Genomic DNA, 16,678 nt, shown 5'->3' on the forward strand with positions numbered 1-16,678 from the left:
GACCGGAAAAGTATAGGGAGAAGTGCCTCTGTCCCTCACCGTGCATGAACACAACATTGAGGGGTCAATGAGAAGTTGTTTGGGGCATAAGCCCAAAGCAGTGGAAGGTAGTTCACGGAATTCGCCGGAAGGCGGGAGAAAAGCAAAACGGTAACCGACGTTACCGTTTTGTGTTTGCGCTCGCGCCACGTGGGCGCGGGGGCCCGGGTATGCGAAGGGCTGCCCGGCCAGAGGGTTATTTAAGCAGCGTTGCCCAGTGTTCAACCCACGGGTTCGATTCACTCTCTGGCTCAGGGTGTTCACCGGCATCAATCAGCAGCATCTCACCGACGCGTTGCGCGCTCTGTTCCTGCAAAAGCGCATCGAACTGCTTACCACCGCCGCAGAAATTGGCGTAAGAACTGTCGCCCAGAGCAATGATGCCGTAGTGAACATCCGGCTGATAGCCAAGCTGATCCTTGATTGCCTGGAAAAGCGGCACGATGCTGTCCGGCAGATCGCCCTGCCCGGTAGTGGAGGTAACCACCAGAATGTATTTATCTTTGTACTTTTCCCAGTCTGCCAGTTCCGGGTCTTCATAGACCGTGGCTTTATGGCCCTGACCTGCGAGTATCGCCTCAGCCTCTTCTGCTACCAGCAGCGAGTTGCCGTACATTGTGCCGACAAAAATGCCCACTTCAGCCATGATGTATTTCCTTGATTATTGCGCGTGCTGTTCATCCTGAACGTTGCCCGATACAAACTCAACCCTTTCATTTTCGGGGAGTTGCCCCAGCCAGCCAAACTGTGACAGCGCCTGCATCCAGACGTTGTCCAGCCCCGCATGGAGAGTCAGCGGTTCGCCGGTAAACGGGTGCGTCAGGCTCAGTTCACTGGCATGCAGCATCAGGCGGTCGCAGCCAAAATGTTCGGCAGCACTGCGGTTCTGGCGCAAATCGCCGTGCTTGCTGTCACCGATAATCGGATGACGCAGGTGTTTCAGGTGACGGCGGAGCTGGTGTTTGCGCCCGGTTTTGGGCAACAGCTCAACCAGACTGTAGCGGGTGGTCGGAAACTTGCTGGTTGCCACCGGCATTTCCGTGGTCGCCATGCCGCGGTAATCCGTCACGGCAGGCTGCGGGCCTTTGTCATCGCGGGCAAATTTATCGGCAATCTTGTCCAGCTCTTCCACCAGCGGATAATCGAGCGTGGCGCTCTCCGTCAGCCAGCCACGAACGATCGCGTGGTAGCGTTTCTGGATCTGGTGCTGTTCAAACTGCTGCGACAGCAGGCGGCCCGCTTCGCTGGAAAGCCCCATCAGCAACACACCGGAGGTTGGCCTGTCGAGACGATGAGCCGTAAAGACGTGCTGACCAATCTGGTCGCGCACGGTTTGCATCACCACCACTTTTTCATCGCGGTCCAGCCAGCTTCGGTGCACCAGCCAGCCAGACGGTTTGTTTACCGCGACCAGCCACTCATCCTGATAGAGGATCTCAAGCGTCATGCATCTTCACCGGCAAACACAGCATCCAGCTTTTCCAGCTCAATCAGCATGACATCGCGCGCAGGGTGGGTCGCGTCCAGCGCCATTTCATAATAAGGCGCAACAGCGAACGCCTGCGGCAGCGGGTGGCCGCCGTCGAGCAGCGCGTGCATGCGCGGAATTAATACCCACTGGAGCCATTCGAACGGTGCCAGCGTATCCAGACAGAACGGCTGAGTGCTTGCGAAGGCTTCTGGCTGCGGCGCGGTCTCCTGCCACAGCTGATGTTGGCGCAATAATGCCTCGATGGCGTGCAACCGGGCACGAACGCTATCGTGTTGCGTCATAGTAACCTCAACTGAAAAAGTGAACGGCGCGAAGCATAGCATTGCAGGAGGCAGAAATAAAAAAAGGGAGCACTGTAAAAACAGTGCTCCCGGTTCGTTCCGCAGCAATCCAGCTACAATTCGTGCTCCCTGCTCATCCGTGACAACTTTTCCTGAAGCCCGAAGGCCTGGTCATCCTTCACCTTATGCATCCTGCTCACATCGTCCTGATGTGTTTGTTTCATCCTGAAACGTCCTGGCCATCCTGACCCACCGACCATCCTGACCGGCTCTCATTCTCCCTTCCTGGAGGTGTCCCTTACGCATCCTGCGCGATCCTTTTGCTTCATCCTGAAGCCTTCCTGCAGCGTCATCCTGACGTGTTCCTGGTGAGAAACGCCATCATCCTGATGTTCGTTTCTCGTGTCGGCATCCTGTCGACACAACTAGAATCCGCTATTCTGCTTCGTCTTACAACCCATGCTGGCAGCGCTGTAAGCCGTCCCGTGCCCCCCTGGACGCGGCGACACCTCATTAACATATTGAAAAATAGAGTAATGTTAATCTTAATTAAATAAGGCAATACTGAATGATCCAGCGATCTCTCACAACTCTGTAAGAGATCTCTCACACGTGCGATAGCATCGTGGATTACAGAAGTGGCTCAAGTCGGGTGAGGAATTCCGCAAGTGAGGGGGCGAGAGTCTCGCGATTGCGGGTACCGATGGTCTCTTTAACCACTTCACCAGACAGGTTGCAGACTGAGATAACGTCCAGTTCACTGTCCAGCGTGGCAATAAAGAGCGTCGGAGAAAGCTTAAGGCGTTTTTGCGTGACCAGATGACCAATCAGGTTTTCCTGAACACGCTGCAGATCGTCTTCACTCCAGGTCTGCAACAGCGTCAGCGTGATATCAGCAAATCGCGCAGGCATATCCCCTGCAAATTGCGTGGTATAAAACGCGTGAACCGCTGGTTGTACCACAATGTCCATTGCCCGTTCAACCGCATTTACATTTTGCTCACCCGTCGGGGATTGCGGTTGCCAGATAACGTAATCATCCGGAGAAGAGATAATACACGGCGAAGGTACACCATATAAGTCAGTGCTTTGCGGCCATGTGCCGTGCGTTTCATGCCATGCATCGCAATAGCGGGTCGTGAAGGCAGTGAGGGCATTTGCAGTTTCGATGTCCACCGATTTCTCTCTTCTTGTAAGACAGGATAAACTCAGCCCATAAGTGTACCTGTAAAGTGGCTATGAAACATGTCTTACGAAAATCATCAGGCGTTAACGGGCTTAACGCTGGGTAAATCGACCGATTACCGCGACACCTACGATGCAAGCCTGCTGCAGGGCGTACCGCGCAGTCTGAATCGCGATCCTCTGGGCCTGCGCGCTGACGCGCTGCCGTTTGTTGGCGGTGATATCTGGACGCTCTACGAGCTTTCCTGGCTCAACGCCCGCGGTCTGCCGCAGGTCGCAGTGGGCCATGTTGAACTGGATTATGCCAGCCAGAACCTGGTGGAATCCAAAAGCTTTAAGCTCTATCTCAACAGCTTTAACCAGACCAAATTCGACAGTCAGGAAGAGGTTCAGCATACCCTGGAGCGGGATTTAAGCGCCTGTGCACAGGGCAAGGTGAGCGTGTCACTCTATCGTCTGAATGAGCTGGAAGGGCAGCCGGTTGTCCACTTCAACGGCACCTGCATCGACGATCAGGATATCGCAGTGGATAATTACGAATTCAGTACCGATTACCTCGAAAATGCGGCAAGCGGAAAGACCGTTGAAGAGACGCTGGTAAGTCATTTACTGAAATCCAACTGCCTGATCACCCATCAGCCGGACTGGGGCTCCGTGCAGATCCAGTATCGCGGTCCGAAGATTGACCGGGAAAAACTGCTGCGCTACCTGGTGTCGTTCCGCCATCACAACGAATTCCACGAGCAGTGCGTGGAGCGCATCTTTAATGATATTCAGCGTTTCTGTCATCCCGAAACGTTAAGCGTTTATGCGCGCTACACCCGCCGTGGTGGTCTGGATATCAATCCATGGCGCACCAACACGGACTTTGTGCCTGCCACCGGCCGTCTTGTACGCCAGTAACCTAAATATTTTCGCAATATGCGCGGTCTATTCCGCGCTTTAGGTTGTGAAACGTCGTAAGCCAGGGCTATTGTAATCAGCAGGGAAAGACGATAATCGTCCCGTAAGGAGCTCACTTGATTACACATATTAGCCCTCTTGGCTCAATGGATATGTTGTCGCAGCTGGAAGTGGACATGCTTAAACGCACGGCCAGCAGCGATCTTTATCAATTGTTTCGTAACTGTTCACTTGCCGTACTGAACTCCGGAAGCCTGACCGACAACAGTAAAGAGCTGCTGTCCCGCTTCGAAAGCTTTGATATCAACGTGCTGCGCCGCGAGCGTGGCGTGAAACTTGAAGTGATCAACCCGCCGGAAGAGGCCTTTGTGGACGGGCGCATCATTCGCTCCCTTCAGGCCAACCTGTTTGCCGTGCTGCGTGACATCCTGTTTGTTAACGGGCAGATCCACAACGCAGGCCGCTTCCAGCATCTCGACCTGGAAAGCTCGGTACATATCACCAATCTGGTGTTCTCCATTTTACGTAACGCACGCGCCCTGCACGTGGGCGAAGCCCCTAATATGGTCGTCTGCTGGGGTGGTCACTCGATTAACGAAACCGAATATCTCTATGCCCGTCGGGTAGGAAACCAGCTCGGCCTGCGTGAGCTGAATATCTGTACCGGCTGTGGTCCCGGGGCGATGGAAGCGCCAATGAAAGGCGCGGCAGTGGGACACGCTCAGCAGCGTTATAAGGAAGGGCGCTTTATCGGCATGACCGAGCCGTCGATCATCGCCGCTGAGCCACCTAACCCGCTGGTTAACGAACTGATTATTATGCCGGATATCGAGAAACGCCTTGAGGCGTTTGTCCGTATCGCCCACGGGATAATCATCTTCCCGGGCGGCGTGGGAACCGCAGAAGAGCTGCTCTACCTGCTGGGTATTCTGATGAACCCGGCTAACAAAGATCAGGTTCTGCCGTTGATCCTGACCGGGCCGAAAGAGAGCGCTGACTACTTCCGCGTACTGGACGAGTTTATCGTGCATACGCTGGGGGAAACCGCGCGTCGTCACTATCGCATCATCATTGACGATGCGGCAGAAGTGGCGCGTCAGATGAAAAAAGCGATGCCGCTGGTTAAAGAGAACCGTCGCGACACCGGAGATGCCTACAGCTTTAACTGGTCAATCCGCATCGCGCCGGACCTGCAGATCCCGTTCGAACCCTCGCACGAAAACATGGCCAACCTGAAACTGTACCCGGACCAGCCGGTAGAAGTCCTGGCTGCCGACCTGCGACGCGCCTTCTCCGGCATCGTGGCGGGTAACGTGAAAGAGATGGGCATCCGAGCTATCGAGAAGTATGGTCCGTATAAGATTCATGGCGATCGCGAAATGATGCGCCGCATGGATGACATGCTGCAGGGCTTTGTTGCCCAGCACCGCATGAAGCTACCCGGGTCAGCGTACATTCCTTGCTACGAAATCTCCACGTAACATTTTCACTCTCCTGATAAAAGTCGGGCCACGATGCTGTGGGGCCCGGCTTTTTTATTACCGAAACAACTCATAGATATTGCTTATACCTTTTACAAACTCTGACGCCACGCAAACGATTACCTCGTTTTTACAACCGTAAATTATCAGCTTTAAACTAAATTACCTGCCAGAAAATCCTAAAAACCCATTTCTTTACAGCGTAAGACACCTATCTTCGCGGGTGCTCTTTTAGCTCACATGTTGTTGATGGTAGCCTTCGCGCCCGTAAATCCTATTCGATGTTTTTTTAATAGATAAATGGTCTAAAGATGCCCACATCAAAAGTGGATTATTGCAATTGGGATCGGGATCACTGATAGATTCATAACGAGAATGTATCTTTCCGCCCGCCAATAGTTACGGGCGAAAATTATTAAAAAACCGTCACTGAACGAATTTCATATTACCGTCAGGCACTTTTTCATCGGATTTGACTACAAACCTGACAATTTGCTTCCTCCAGGAGATACAGATGGAAACCACTCAAACCAGCACCGTTGCTTCGATTGAATCCCGAAGTGGTTGGCGCAAATCAGATACCATGTGGATGCTTGGCCTTTACGGCACAGCTATCGGCGCTGGTGTATTGTTCCTTCCTATTAACGCAGGCGTCGGCGGTCTGATTCCGCTGATCATCATGGCTATCATTGCCTTCCCGATGACCTACTTTGCGCACCGCGGCCTGACCCGCTTCGTGCTGTCCGGTAAAAATCCTGGCGAAGACATTACTGAAGTCGTTGAAGAACATTTCGGCGTGGGCGCAGGTAAACTGATTACCCTGCTCTACTTCTTCGCGATTTACCCTATTTTGCTGGTTTACAGCGTTGCAATCACTAACACCGTTGAAAGCTTCATGCTGCACCAGCTGCACATGACGCCACCACCGCGTGCCATTCTGTCTCTGATCCTGATTGTGGGCATGATGACCATTGTCCGTTTCGGTGAGCAGATGATCGTGAAAGCGATGAGCATCCTGGTGTTCCCGTTTGTGGCTGCACTGATGGTACTGGCGCTGTATCTGATTCCACAGTGGCACGGTGCCGCGCTGGAAACGCTCTCCCTGAGCAGCGCATCTGCGACCGGTAACGGCCTGCTGATGACCCTGTGGCTGGCGATCCCGGTGATGGTATTCTCCTTTAACCACTCACCGATCATCTCCTCCTTCGCCGTGGCGAAGCGTGAAGAGTACGGCGACGGTGCAGAGAAGAAGTGCTCCAGCATCCTGGCGCGTGCGCACATCATGATGGTGCTGACCGTTATGTTCTTCGTCTTCAGCTGTGTACTGAGCCTCTCCCCGGCGGATCTGGCGGCAGCGAAAGAGCAGAACATCACCATTCTGTCTTACCTGGCGAACCACTTTAACGCACCGGTCATCGCGTGGATGGCACCTATCATCGCGATCATCGCCATTACCAAATCCTTCCTCGGCCACTACCTGGGCGCACGTGAAGGCTTCAACGGTATGGTGATTAAATCTCTGCGCGGTAAAGGCAAGAGCATTGAAGTCAACAAACTGAACAAGATGACCGCGCTGTTCATGCTGGTCACCACCTGGGCAGTTGCCACGCTGAACCCAAGCATCCTGGGCATGATTGAAACCCTGGGCGGCCCGGTTATCGCGATGATTCTGTTCCTGATGCCGATGTACGCGATTCAGAAAGTACCTGCCATGCGCAAGTACAGCGGTCAGATGAGCAATATCTTCGTGGTTATCATGGGGCTTATCGCTATCTCCGCAATCTTCTACTCCCTGTACACCATGTTCTGATTATCACCCGCGCCGTCTCAGGACGGCGCACTCCTCCCCCTCTGACTGAAAGCAATGGACGCATCATGATTAGCGTATTCGATATTTTCAAAATCGGTATTGGTCCTTCCAGCTCTCACACCGTCGGACCAATGAAAGCCGGTAAGCAGTTCACGGATGACTTGATTGCGCGCGGCATTTTGCACGACGTAACCCGCGTGGTTGTCGATGTGTACGGCTCTCTCTCCCTGACAGGTAAGGGCCACCATACCGATATCGCCATTATCATGGGCCTGGCAGGAAACCTGCCGGATACCGTTGATATTGATGCGATCCCTGGTTTCATCCAGGACGTCAATACCCACGGTCGCCTGCTGCTGGCAAATGGCGAACATGAAGTGGAATTCCCGGTTGATCATTGCATGAATTTCCATGCAGACAACCTGTCACTGCACGAAAACGGAATGCGTATTACCGCACTGGCAGGCGACAAAGCGGTATACAGCCAGACTTACTACTCTATCGGCGGCGGGTTTATCGTCGACGAAGACCACTTTGGTGAAACCAGCACATCTTCAGTTGACGTGCCTTATCCGTACAAAACCGCGGCGGATCTTCAGCGTCACTGCCAGGAAACGGGTCTCTCCCTTTCCGGCCTGATGATGAAAAACGAGCTGGCCCTGCACAGCAAAGCGGAACTGGAGCAGCACTTCACCAGCGTCTGGGAAGTCATGCGCGGCGGTATCGAACGCGGGATCACTACCGAAGGCGTTCTGCCCGGTAAGCTTCGCGTACCACGCCGTGCGGCAGCGCTGCGTCGGATGCTCGTGAGCACCGACAAAACGACCACGGACCCTATGGCGGTCGTTGACTGGATCAATATGTTCGCGCTGGCGGTAAACGAAGAGAACGCTGCGGGTGGCCGCGTGGTGACAGCACCGACTAACGGCGCCTGCGGTATCGTTCCGGCGGTACTGGCGTACTACGACAAGTTTATCCGCGAAGTGAACGCGAACTCGCTGGCACGCTACCTGCTGGTCGCCAGTGCGATTGGTTCACTGTACAAGATGAACGCCTCCATTTCCGGTGCAGAAGTAGGCTGTCAGGGTGAAGTTGGGGTCGCCTGCTCCATGGCTGCGGCGGGTCTGGCAGAACTGCTGGGCGCAAGCCCGACACAGGTCTGTATTGCGGCTGAAATCGGCATGGAACATAACCTGGGACTGACCTGCGACCCGGTTGCCGGACAGGTACAGGTGCCTTGCATCGAGCGTAACGCCATCGCCTCCGTGAAGGCGGTCAACGCCGCACGTATGGCGCTGCGTCGGACCAGTGAACCGCGCGTTTGCCTCGATAAAGTTATCGAAACCATGTACGAAACAGGTAAAGATATGAACGCCAAATACCGCGAAACATCTCGCGGCGGCCTGGCGATGAAGATCGTGACCTGCGATTAAGCCTTTCAGGAAGCCTCGTTTTGCGAGGCTTCTTCCTGTTTTCCCCACCGCACATAGTTTCCCACCGCTGACAATGTTACCCTTCCCCCATTAAACAGAAGGGAGATTATCTGTGGCTGTTCATTTGCTTATCGTCGATGCGCTCAACCTCATTCGCCGGATCCATGCGGTGCAAGGTACGCCCTGTAAGGACACGTGTCTGCACGCGCTGGAGCAACTTATCCGCCATAGCGAACCGACCCATGTGGTTGCCGTTTTTGATGACGAAGCGCGTAACAGCGGCTGGCGACACCAGCGCCTTCCCGACTATAAGGCCGGGCGCGCACCAATGCCTGACGATCTGCATGCCGAAATGCCGGCCATTCGCGCCGCCTTTGAACAGCGCGGCGTTCCCTGCTGGGGAGCCCATGGCAATGAAGCCGATGATCTGGCCGCCACGTTAGCCGTCAAGGTCGCGAGCGCCGGACATCAGGCCACCATCGTCTCAACCGATAAAGGCTACTGCCAGCTGCTTTCACCCACCGTCCGCATCCGCGATTACTTCCAGAAGCGCTGGCTTGATGCCCCTTTTATCGCCAGTGAGTTTGGCGTCTCGCCGGAACAACTTCCTGACTACTGGGGACTGGCCGGAATAAGCAGCTCGAAGGTTCCGGGAGTGGCAGGCATCGGGCCGAAGAGTGCCGCCCAACTGCTGACGGATTTTCAGAGTCTGGAAGGGATTTACGCCAGGCTGGACGAGGTCCCGGAAAAATGGCGCAAGAAGCTGGAGGCGCATAAAGAGATGGCCTTTATCTGCCGGGATGTGGCGACGTTACAGACGGATTTACAGCTGGACGGGAACTTGCAGCAGTTGCGCTTAGAACGTTAAATCGTTTTCAGATGAATCGCCCGGCAAGCAAAACGCCACCGGGCAATGTAACGCGTATTATCGCTCGTCGCGACGTCCGCCAACAGCAGCCCACCAGCGACGAATGTGCACCGTCACTTCTTCGCGGTCGTGATACAGCTGGCGCGCCTGAATCTCCACGTTAATGCCGTGCTCATCCATTTGCGCCTGGATATAGGCCAGGTTTTGCGAGACTTCCTCATAGCGCTTTTTCATCGGTAGCTTGAGGTTAAAGATAGTCTCACGGCACCAGCCGTTCACCAGCCAGGAGGCCATCAGCGCGGCCACTTTTGCTGGCTTCTCAACCATATCGCACACCATCCAGGAGATGTTGTTGCGGGTGGGACGATAGCGGAAACCATCTTCACGCAGCCAGGTGACCTGTCCGGTATCCATCAGGCTCTGGGCCATCGGGCCGTTATCAACCGAAGAGACCCACATGTTGCGTTTCACCAGTTGATAGGTCCAGCCGCCCGGACACGCGCCGAGATCGACCGCGTACATGCCGTTCGCCAGACGCTCATCCCACTCATCCGCCGGGATAAACACGTGGAACGCCTCTTCCAGCTTCAGGGTCGAACGGCTTGGCGCATCTGAAGGGAATTTCAGCCGCGGAATGCCCATGAAGAAGGGAGAGTTGTTATTGGTGTAGGAGTAACCCGTGTAACAGCAGCCGGGGGCGATAAAGAATATATGCACCACCGGACGTTTTGGCGTTTCGTAGTTTGTCAGCACGCCTGCGTCACGCAGTGCAGCGCGCAGCGGTACGGTGAACTTACGGCAGAACTTCATCAGCTCTTTGCTTTCGTTGGTGTCCGCGACTTCAACACGCAGCTCGCCACCCTTTTCCACGACGCCCTGCAGCATACCCACAACCGGCGTGATGCGGTCTTCCGGCGGAAGATCTTTTAACAGTTCACCGGCGACAAACATCTGGCGAGCGAAGATCAGTGAGCTGAACGGCAACTCACGCGCGAGTTTATCCGCATCCTCAGGCTGATAGCACTCGAATACGACGTAGCCGGCATTATCTTTAACGCGTGCAAAGCCAAAGACTTCGCGCTTCGCCGCTTTATCAGTAATTTCCGCGGCGCACTCTTTCTCAAACCCCGGGCGACAATATAAAACAACCTTATTCATGAACAACGCCCTTGCGTTTCAGACGGATAGCTCCGATAAACATTAATACCCAACCTGCCAGGAAGCTGACGCCGCCGACAGGTGTAACAAACGCCCACAGGCGTAAATGCGAAAGCGCCAGGCAGTACAGACTACCGCTGAACAACACGGTGCCTAACGCCAGGAATACGCTGCTCCAGTAAAACCAGATGCTGATGCGGCGCTGCATTGCCACCGCCAGCCCAAAAATCGCCAGCGTGTGGAATGCCTGGTATTCAAGGCCGGTCTGGATCCAGCCCATTTCTACCGCCCCCAACGACTTGCTTAATACATGTGCGCCAAAGGCGCCCAGTGCAACAAAAATAAAGCCACTCACCGCGGCAAAAATCAGCATGAATCGGCTGGTCATGTTTAAATCCTAAAGTGATGCGTGCCCGGCACACAAAAGTTACTGTTCATACCTGAAGCGGAATTTTTCTTGCTCACTCGCCGCTTTCGCCAGAATCCACTGTCGGAAAGCGGCTATTTTACCCAGTTCTGCCTGACTGTCATGACAAACCAGATAAAACGCGTTCTTGCTGACCAGCACATCATTAAATGGACAAACCAGACGGCCTGCCTCAATTTCGGACTGCGCCATGACGTTATTCGCCAACGCCACGCCTTGCCCGTGAATGGCAGCCTGTAACACCATTGCGCTGTGGCTAAAAATGGGGCCCTGCTGCACGTTTATATGATTAAGACCTAATTGACGGGTATAAGTTTGCCAGTCACGGCGAGAAGCATCATGTAAAAGCGTATGTCGCGCCAGGTCAGCGGGGGTCTTCAGCGCCTTTTCGCCCGTTAAGAGCAGCGGTGAACAGACCGGCAGCAGATATTCTGCGTATAATTTTTCCACACGCAAGCCTGGCCAGTTACCGCGGCCATAAAAAATGGCGACGTCCACATCATCGGCCAGCTTGTCTTCCTGACGGTCCACCGCCTGGATTCGAACGTCGATTCCCGGATAAGCTGAGTTAAAGCTTGTGAGTCTTGGCACCAGCCACTGAATGGCAAAACTGGGTAATAAACTTACCGTCAGCGCGCCTTTTGCACTGCGGGCCTGCAGCTTGCGCGTGGCTTCCGTGAGCTGGGAAAAAATCTCTTTAATATCCTGAAAATAGCTCTGCCCCTCTTCGGTCAACAGTAATGAACGGTTGCGCCGACGGAACAGCTTAAGGCCCAGGAAATCCTCCAGAGACTTGATTTGGTGACTTACTGCGGCCTGTGTCACAAAAAGCTCATCGGCTGCGCGCGTGAAACTCAGGTGACGTGCTGCTGCATCAAAAACACGTAATGCATTTAGGGGTGGCAATCGCTTCGACATGGTTATCTGGCTTAGATGTTAACGAGATTTAACAAACAGGAAACAATGTTTAACCTATTAGTTTTTTTTATCTGAGCCATTATAATTTGTCCGTTGAGGAACTACCAGCAAATACCTATAGTGGCGGCACTTCCTGAGCCGGAACGAAGAGCTTTTTTCGGAATGCGTGTTCTGAAGGGCTTTTGGCTTACGGTTGTGATGTTGTGTTGTTGTGTTTGCAATTGGTCTGCGATTCAGACCACGGTAGCAACGCTACCAATTTTTCACTTCCTGTACATTTACCCTGTCTGTCCATAGTGATTAATGTAGCACCGCCAATTTGCGGTGCTTTTTTTTCGCCTGCGATCGATTAATGCTCGATTTCTTTCATTTCCTTCACGTCAGTGCGATTAATCTGCTGCTTATTCCCGTTCGCATCTTTATACGAAATCATACCGGTGTCGTTATCGGTTGTCGGTTTCCCTTCAGAGACGATAGAACGGCCATCGTTAGTATGCATTACGTAGTTGTTACCGGAACAGGCGCTCAGGGCAAAGGTCAACGCACAGGCAGAGATAATGGCGGCTGTCTTTTTCATGCTTATTCTCCTTTAGCAATTAATGCTATTCAAACATCGATTTATAACAGGCTTAAACATTCACCTAACCTTATTTAGCATAACCTGCTTTTTCAGAGTCGCCAGGATAAGTAAGGATTAGCAGACAAATCTGATAGATATCAACCTCCTTGCCCTGCCGATGAAATTGCGCGACGATCTCACTATTGAGATGAGGAATTCCATGAACGCTTTCAGTCCCGCGCAGTTTCGCGCACAGTTCCCGGCGCTGGCCGATGCCGGTATTTACCTTGATAGCGCTGCCACCGCCCTTAAGCCTCAGGCAGTCATTGAAGCGACGCAGCAGTTCTACAGCCTGAGCGCCGGGAACGTGCACCGTAGCCAGTTTGCCGAAGCACAGCGATTAACCGCGCGCTATGAAGCCGCACGCGATCAGGTCGCACGCCTGATCAACGCCGAAAGCGGGAAAAACATCGTCTGGACGCGAGGCACAACTGAAGCCATTAACATGGTGGCCCAGTGCTATGCGCGCCCGCGGCTAAAGCCCGGCGATGAAATTATTGTCAGCGAGGCAGAACATCACGCCAACCTGGTTCCATGGCTGATGGTGGCTGAGCAAACGGGCGCGCGCATTGTGAAACTGCCGCTGGGTGCAGATCTTCTGCCAGACGTAGCACGCTTATCTGAGTTCATTACCCCCCGCAGCCGCATTCTGGCACTTGGACAAATGTCGAACGTCACAGGGGGTTGCCCGGATCTGGCTCTGGCCATCGACGTGGCCCACGCTAACGACATGGTGGTGATGGTCGACGGTGCCCAGGGCGTGGTGCATTTCCCCGCTGATGTACAAAAGCTGGATATTGATTTTTATGCCTTCTCAGGACATAAGCTGTATAGCCCAACCGGGATCGGGGTGCTGTACGGAAAACCGACCCTGCTGGCGCAAATGACGCCGTGGCTTGGGGGAGGCAAAATGATCACCGAGGTGACCTTTGAGGGCTTTAAAACTCAGGATGTCCCTTACCGTCTGGAAGCCGGAACGCCGAACGTCGCAGGCGTCATCGGCCTGAGTGCCGCGCTTGAATGGCTGGCTGAAACGGATATCGCTCAGGCAGAACGCTGGAGCCGGGGTCTGGCGACGCTTGCAGAAGAAGCGCTGCAGAAACGTCCGGGTTTTCGATCGTTCCGCGTGCAGGACTCAAGCCTGCTGGCCTTTGATTTTGCCGGCGTTCATCATAGCGATATGGTTACGCTGCTTGCCGGGTATGGCATTGCCCTGCGTGCCGGCCAGCACTGCGCGCAACCATTACTGGCCGCACTGGGTGTTAGCGGTACGCTGCGTGCATCGTTTGCGCCGTATAATACGCAAAGCGATGTGGATGCGCTGGTTGATGCCGTTGACCGCGCCCTTGAAATACTGGTGGATTAATGACGAGTTCAGCGTTAGCCGAACATCCGTTTGGCACGGTTATCATAGAAGAGACCTTAAAACAGACTTTCGCCCCGCTATTGCAATGGGAAGACAAATATCGCCAGCTGATCCTGCTCGGCAAGCAGTTGCCGGCGCTGTCAGACGAACGCAAAGCGCAGGCGAAAGAGATTTCCGGCTGCGAGAACCGCGTCTGGCTGGGATGCACGGTATCCGGTGAAAAACTGCATTTCTTTGGCGACAGCGAAGGACGTATCGTTCGCGGGCTGCTGGCGGTACTGTTAACCGCCGTGGAAGGGAAAAGCGCGGCGGAGCTGCTGACGCACTCGCCGCTGGCATTGTTCGATGAACTGGGGCTACGGGCGCAGCTCAGCGCCTCGCGCGGTCAGGGCCTGGTCGCACTCAGTGAGGCGGTACAGGATGCCGCGCGTCAGGCTCAGGCCTGACGTTCCGCCTTCGCCATCATTTTCTTCAGGGCGTGAGAGACGGCTACAAAGCCGAAAGAGGCGGTCACCATGGTGGCCGCGCCAAAGCCTGAGGCACAATCCATCCTTTTTGGCCCTTCCGCCGTGCTTTTCATCGCACACACCGAACCGTCAGCCTGCGGGTAGACCAGGGCTTCCGTCGAAAAGACGCAGTCAATGCCCAGCTTGCCTTTGCTGTTTTTCACGACGTTAAAATCGCTTTTTAAGCGCTCGCGCAGCTTGGCCGCCAGCGGGTCCTGAATCGTCTTTGCCAAATCGGCCACCTGAATCTGCGTGGGATCGATTTGCCCGCCAGCCCCCCCGGTGGTAACCAGAGGAACCTTGTAACGTCGACAGTAGGCAATCAACGCCGCTTTTGGACGCACGCTGTCGATAGCGTCGATGACATAGCTGTAGCCTTTACTCATGTATTCGGCGACGTTATCTGCCGTCACAAAGTCATCGATCACCGTCACGCGGCATTCCGGGTTAATCAGGCGAATACGCTCCGCCATCACCTCAGATTTCGCCAGCCCGACGTTATCGCGCAGGGCATGGATTTGACGGTTGGTGTTGGTGACGCAAACGTCATCCATATCAATCAGCGTGATCGCGCCAATGCCGGTTCTCGCCAGCGCTTCCGCCGCCCAGGAGCCAACACCGCCAATCCCCACGACGCAGACATGCGCATCCGCAAACAGCTGCAGGGCTTTTTCACCATATAGACGTGCCGTGCCGCCAAAACGCTGACGCCAGGCATCGCTGATTACTACAGACATAAAACCTCAGATGTCAAAAGGGTGAGGTTATTCCTCACCCTTCTCTGTTAATTCAGTACGACTCAGAATACCACAATCAGCCGCTGAATACGTTACCGCTGCCAGGGGCTGCCTTGAGCACCCATACGCGCCCATAGTGGTTATACCAGCCTGCACGGTGCCCCGCATCCGGGCCAATGCCCTGATAAATATCGAAGTGCTGACCTTTAATCGCACCGCCGACATCCAGCGCGACCATCAGACGTAGCTCGTACTGACCGTTAAATTTGCCGTTGTTATCCAGCAGAGGCACTTCCGCCAGCAGCGTGGTGCCCGCAGGAATAATAGAACGATCCGAAGCTACCGAGGCGCGGCCAATCAGTGGAACGGCACTCGCCCCTTTCACTGGCGCAAAGTTTTGCGGTTTAAAGAAGACAAACGACGGGTTCTGTTCCAGCAGCTCACGCACTTCGGCTTCGCTGTGTTTTTCACCCCACTCGCGGATCGCCTGCATCGACATGTCTTCTTTTTTCACTTCGCCTCTGTCGATCAGCACTTTACCAATGCTGCGATAGGCATGACCGTTTTTACCGGAATAACTAAAGAAGTTCAGGGGGGAGCCATCGCCAAAGTCGATATAGCCGCTGCCCTGAACATCCATGATGAAGTTGTCCATCAGCGAGTTGCTGTAGGCCAGAACGTAGTTTTCGCTCAGCGCACCGGAGTAGATCTCAGCGCGGGACGGCAGACGACCGCGTTTAGGCGGCATTCGGTAAATGGGATACTGGAACTCGCCCTGACGCGTGTGTCGCGCCTGGATAACCGGGGTGTAGTAACCGGTAAACTGGACGTTACCATAGTTATCCGCCCCTTCCATCTGCCAGGCGTCGATACCAAACTGGCGCATATTGCGCGTATCACCGCCCGCGCGTAGCCAGTCCTGTACCGCGTTATAAACGCTGCTCTGTGAGCCATACAGACGTGGCGACGCGTTGCGGATCTGGTAAACCTGCTCGGAAAAGTCTCCGGCGTTGATCGGTGCGCCAACGGCATCAGGTTGATTAACTAAAGAGAAAGGCTGGGATAGCTTCCCGTCTTTATACTGTTGACCGCGATCGGTCGGTTTAGAAGAGCAGGCCGCAAGAATGGCTACCATTGCCCCTGTCATTAGATACTTCGCCCAACGTCCTTTCATTATATCTCGTCTTAAAGTTGCCCATTACCGCGTGATGAAGATAACAAACCCACTGTTCTAAAGAAACGGAATCACATGCCCTTTGGCAAATTCTGAGCAAAAAATAGTCCAAATATCGCAACGCCGTTCAATTTACATACAAAGTTAATGATTTATGTGAAAAAGGGGTTGCATCACAAACCTAACCGAGTATAGTGCGCTTCCACGGACGCGGGGTGGAGCAGCCTGGTAGCTCGTCGGGCTCATAACCCGAAGGTCGTCGGTTCAAATCCGGCCCCCGC

The 16,678-nt window shown here is 54.2% G+C and carries 17 protein-coding genes; 7 read left to right on the forward strand and 10 right to left on the reverse strand.

All coding sequences use genetic code 11. The features are described from left to right. Nucleotides 1-235: 235 nt before the first annotated feature. From AB6731_RS20030 to syd, 4 genes are all read right to left on the reverse strand, one after another. Nucleotides 236-685, reverse strand: a complete 450-nt coding sequence (locus AB6731_RS20030; RefSeq protein WP_014171421.1) for a flavodoxin — start codon at nt 683-685, stop codon at nt 236-238. Between the two features lie 15 nt (nt 686-700). Further along, nucleotides 701-1,486 (reverse strand): tRNA pseudouridine(65) synthase TruC, encoded by a 786-nt coding sequence (gene truC / locus AB6731_RS20035; RefSeq protein WP_040018898.1) that lies wholly within the window; start codon nt 1,484-1,486, stop codon nt 701-703. Then, on the reverse strand, nt 1,483-1,812 hold the full coding sequence (locus AB6731_RS20040) for a YqcC family protein (protein ID WP_032678877.1): 330 nt from the start codon (nt 1,810-1,812) through the stop codon (nt 1,483-1,485). The genes truC and AB6731_RS20040 overlap by 4 nt, the downstream gene beginning before the upstream one ends. A 630-nt stretch (nt 1,813-2,442) precedes the next feature. Next, the gene (gene syd, locus AB6731_RS20045; protein WP_040018897.1) at nt 2,443-2,988 is read right to left on the reverse strand and encodes a SecY-interacting protein; all 546 of its coding nucleotides are present in this window, start codon (nt 2,986-2,988) and stop codon (nt 2,443-2,445) included. A gap of 69 nt (nt 2,989-3,057) precedes the next feature. Between syd and queF the strand changes: the two genes are divergently transcribed. From queF to xni, 5 genes are all read left to right on the forward strand, one after another. Then, a complete protein-coding gene (gene queF / locus AB6731_RS20050; protein WP_371006714.1) occupies nt 3,058-3,900 on the forward strand; it encodes an NADPH-dependent 7-cyano-7-deazaguanine reductase QueF in 843 nt (280 codons plus the stop codon). 116 nt (nt 3,901-4,016) lie between these two features. Continuing rightward, the gene (gene ppnN, locus AB6731_RS20055; protein ID WP_371006716.1) at nt 4,017-5,381 is read left to right on the forward strand and encodes a nucleotide 5'-monophosphate nucleosidase PpnN; all 1,365 of its coding nucleotides are present in this window, start codon (nt 4,017-4,019) and stop codon (nt 5,379-5,381) included. 514 nt (nt 5,382-5,895) lie between these two features. Then, the gene (locus tag AB6731_RS20060) at nt 5,896-7,191 is read left to right on the forward strand and encodes an HAAAP family serine/threonine permease (protein WP_025203352.1); all 1,296 of its coding nucleotides are present in this window, start codon (nt 5,896-5,898) and stop codon (nt 7,189-7,191) included. A gap of 65 nt (nt 7,192-7,256) precedes the next feature. Continuing rightward, nucleotides 7,257-8,624 (forward strand): L-serine ammonia-lyase, encoded by a 1,368-nt coding sequence (locus tag AB6731_RS20065; RefSeq protein WP_020883793.1) that lies wholly within the window; start codon nt 7,257-7,259, stop codon nt 8,622-8,624. Between the two features lie 112 nt (nt 8,625-8,736). Continuing rightward, a complete protein-coding gene (xni, locus tag AB6731_RS20070) occupies nt 8,737-9,492 on the forward strand; it encodes a flap endonuclease Xni (RefSeq protein ID WP_014171431.1) in 756 nt (251 codons plus the stop codon). A gap of 57 nt (nt 9,493-9,549) precedes the next feature. Here xni and rlmM read toward each other — a convergent pair whose 3' ends face one another. From rlmM to AB6731_RS20090, 4 genes are all read right to left on the reverse strand, one after another. Further along, complete coding sequence (gene rlmM / locus AB6731_RS20075) at nt 9,550-10,650, reverse strand: 23S rRNA (cytidine(2498)-2'-O)-methyltransferase RlmM (RefSeq protein ID WP_025203351.1); 1,101 nt, start codon at nt 10,648-10,650, stop codon at nt 9,550-9,552. Then, a complete protein-coding gene (locus tag AB6731_RS20080; protein WP_008499646.1) occupies nt 10,643-11,038 on the reverse strand; it encodes a DUF423 domain-containing protein in 396 nt (131 codons plus the stop codon). The genes rlmM and AB6731_RS20080 overlap by 8 nt, the downstream gene beginning before the upstream one ends. Before the next feature lie 39 nt (nt 11,039-11,077). Continuing rightward, on the reverse strand, nt 11,078-11,995 hold the full coding sequence (gcvA, locus tag AB6731_RS20085) for a glycine cleavage system transcriptional regulator GcvA (RefSeq protein ID WP_014171433.1): 918 nt from the start codon (nt 11,993-11,995) through the stop codon (nt 11,078-11,080). A 349-nt stretch (nt 11,996-12,344) separates the two neighbouring features. Next, nucleotides 12,345-12,572 (reverse strand): YgdI/YgdR family lipoprotein, encoded by a 228-nt coding sequence (locus tag AB6731_RS20090; protein ID WP_003862759.1) that lies wholly within the window; start codon nt 12,570-12,572, stop codon nt 12,345-12,347. Nucleotides 12,573-12,774: 202 nt separating this feature from the next. Between AB6731_RS20090 and csdA the strand changes: the two genes are divergently transcribed. Together csdA and csdE are read left to right on the forward strand one after the other, a co-directional pair. Continuing rightward, the gene (gene csdA, locus AB6731_RS20095; RefSeq protein ID WP_371006719.1) at nt 12,775-13,980 is read left to right on the forward strand and encodes a cysteine desulfurase CsdA; all 1,206 of its coding nucleotides are present in this window, start codon (nt 12,775-12,777) and stop codon (nt 13,978-13,980) included. Then, nucleotides 13,980-14,426, forward strand: coding sequence for a cysteine desulfurase sulfur acceptor subunit CsdE (gene csdE / locus AB6731_RS20100; protein WP_371006721.1), 447 nt, complete (start codon nt 13,980-13,982; stop codon nt 14,424-14,426). The genes csdA and csdE overlap by 1 nt, the downstream gene beginning before the upstream one ends. On the opposite strand, the gene tcdA is transcribed toward csdE, so the two are convergent. Beyond that, entirely contained in the window at nt 14,417-15,223 is an 807-nt protein-coding gene (tcdA, locus tag AB6731_RS20105; protein WP_032678882.1) for a tRNA cyclic N6-threonylcarbamoyladenosine(37) synthase TcdA, read from the reverse strand. The genes csdE and tcdA overlap by 10 nt on opposite strands. Before the next feature lie 76 nt (nt 15,224-15,299). Further along, complete coding sequence (gene mltA / locus AB6731_RS20110; protein ID WP_025203349.1) at nt 15,300-16,397, reverse strand: murein transglycosylase A; 1,098 nt, start codon at nt 16,395-16,397, stop codon at nt 15,300-15,302. Nucleotides 16,398-16,678 lie beyond the last annotated feature (281 nt).

Origin of the sequence: Enterobacter sp. RCC_40, from assembly GCF_041360735.1 — a bacterium.
Taxonomy (GTDB): Bacteria; Pseudomonadota; Gammaproteobacteria; order Enterobacterales; family Enterobacteriaceae; genus Enterobacter; species Enterobacter ludwigii.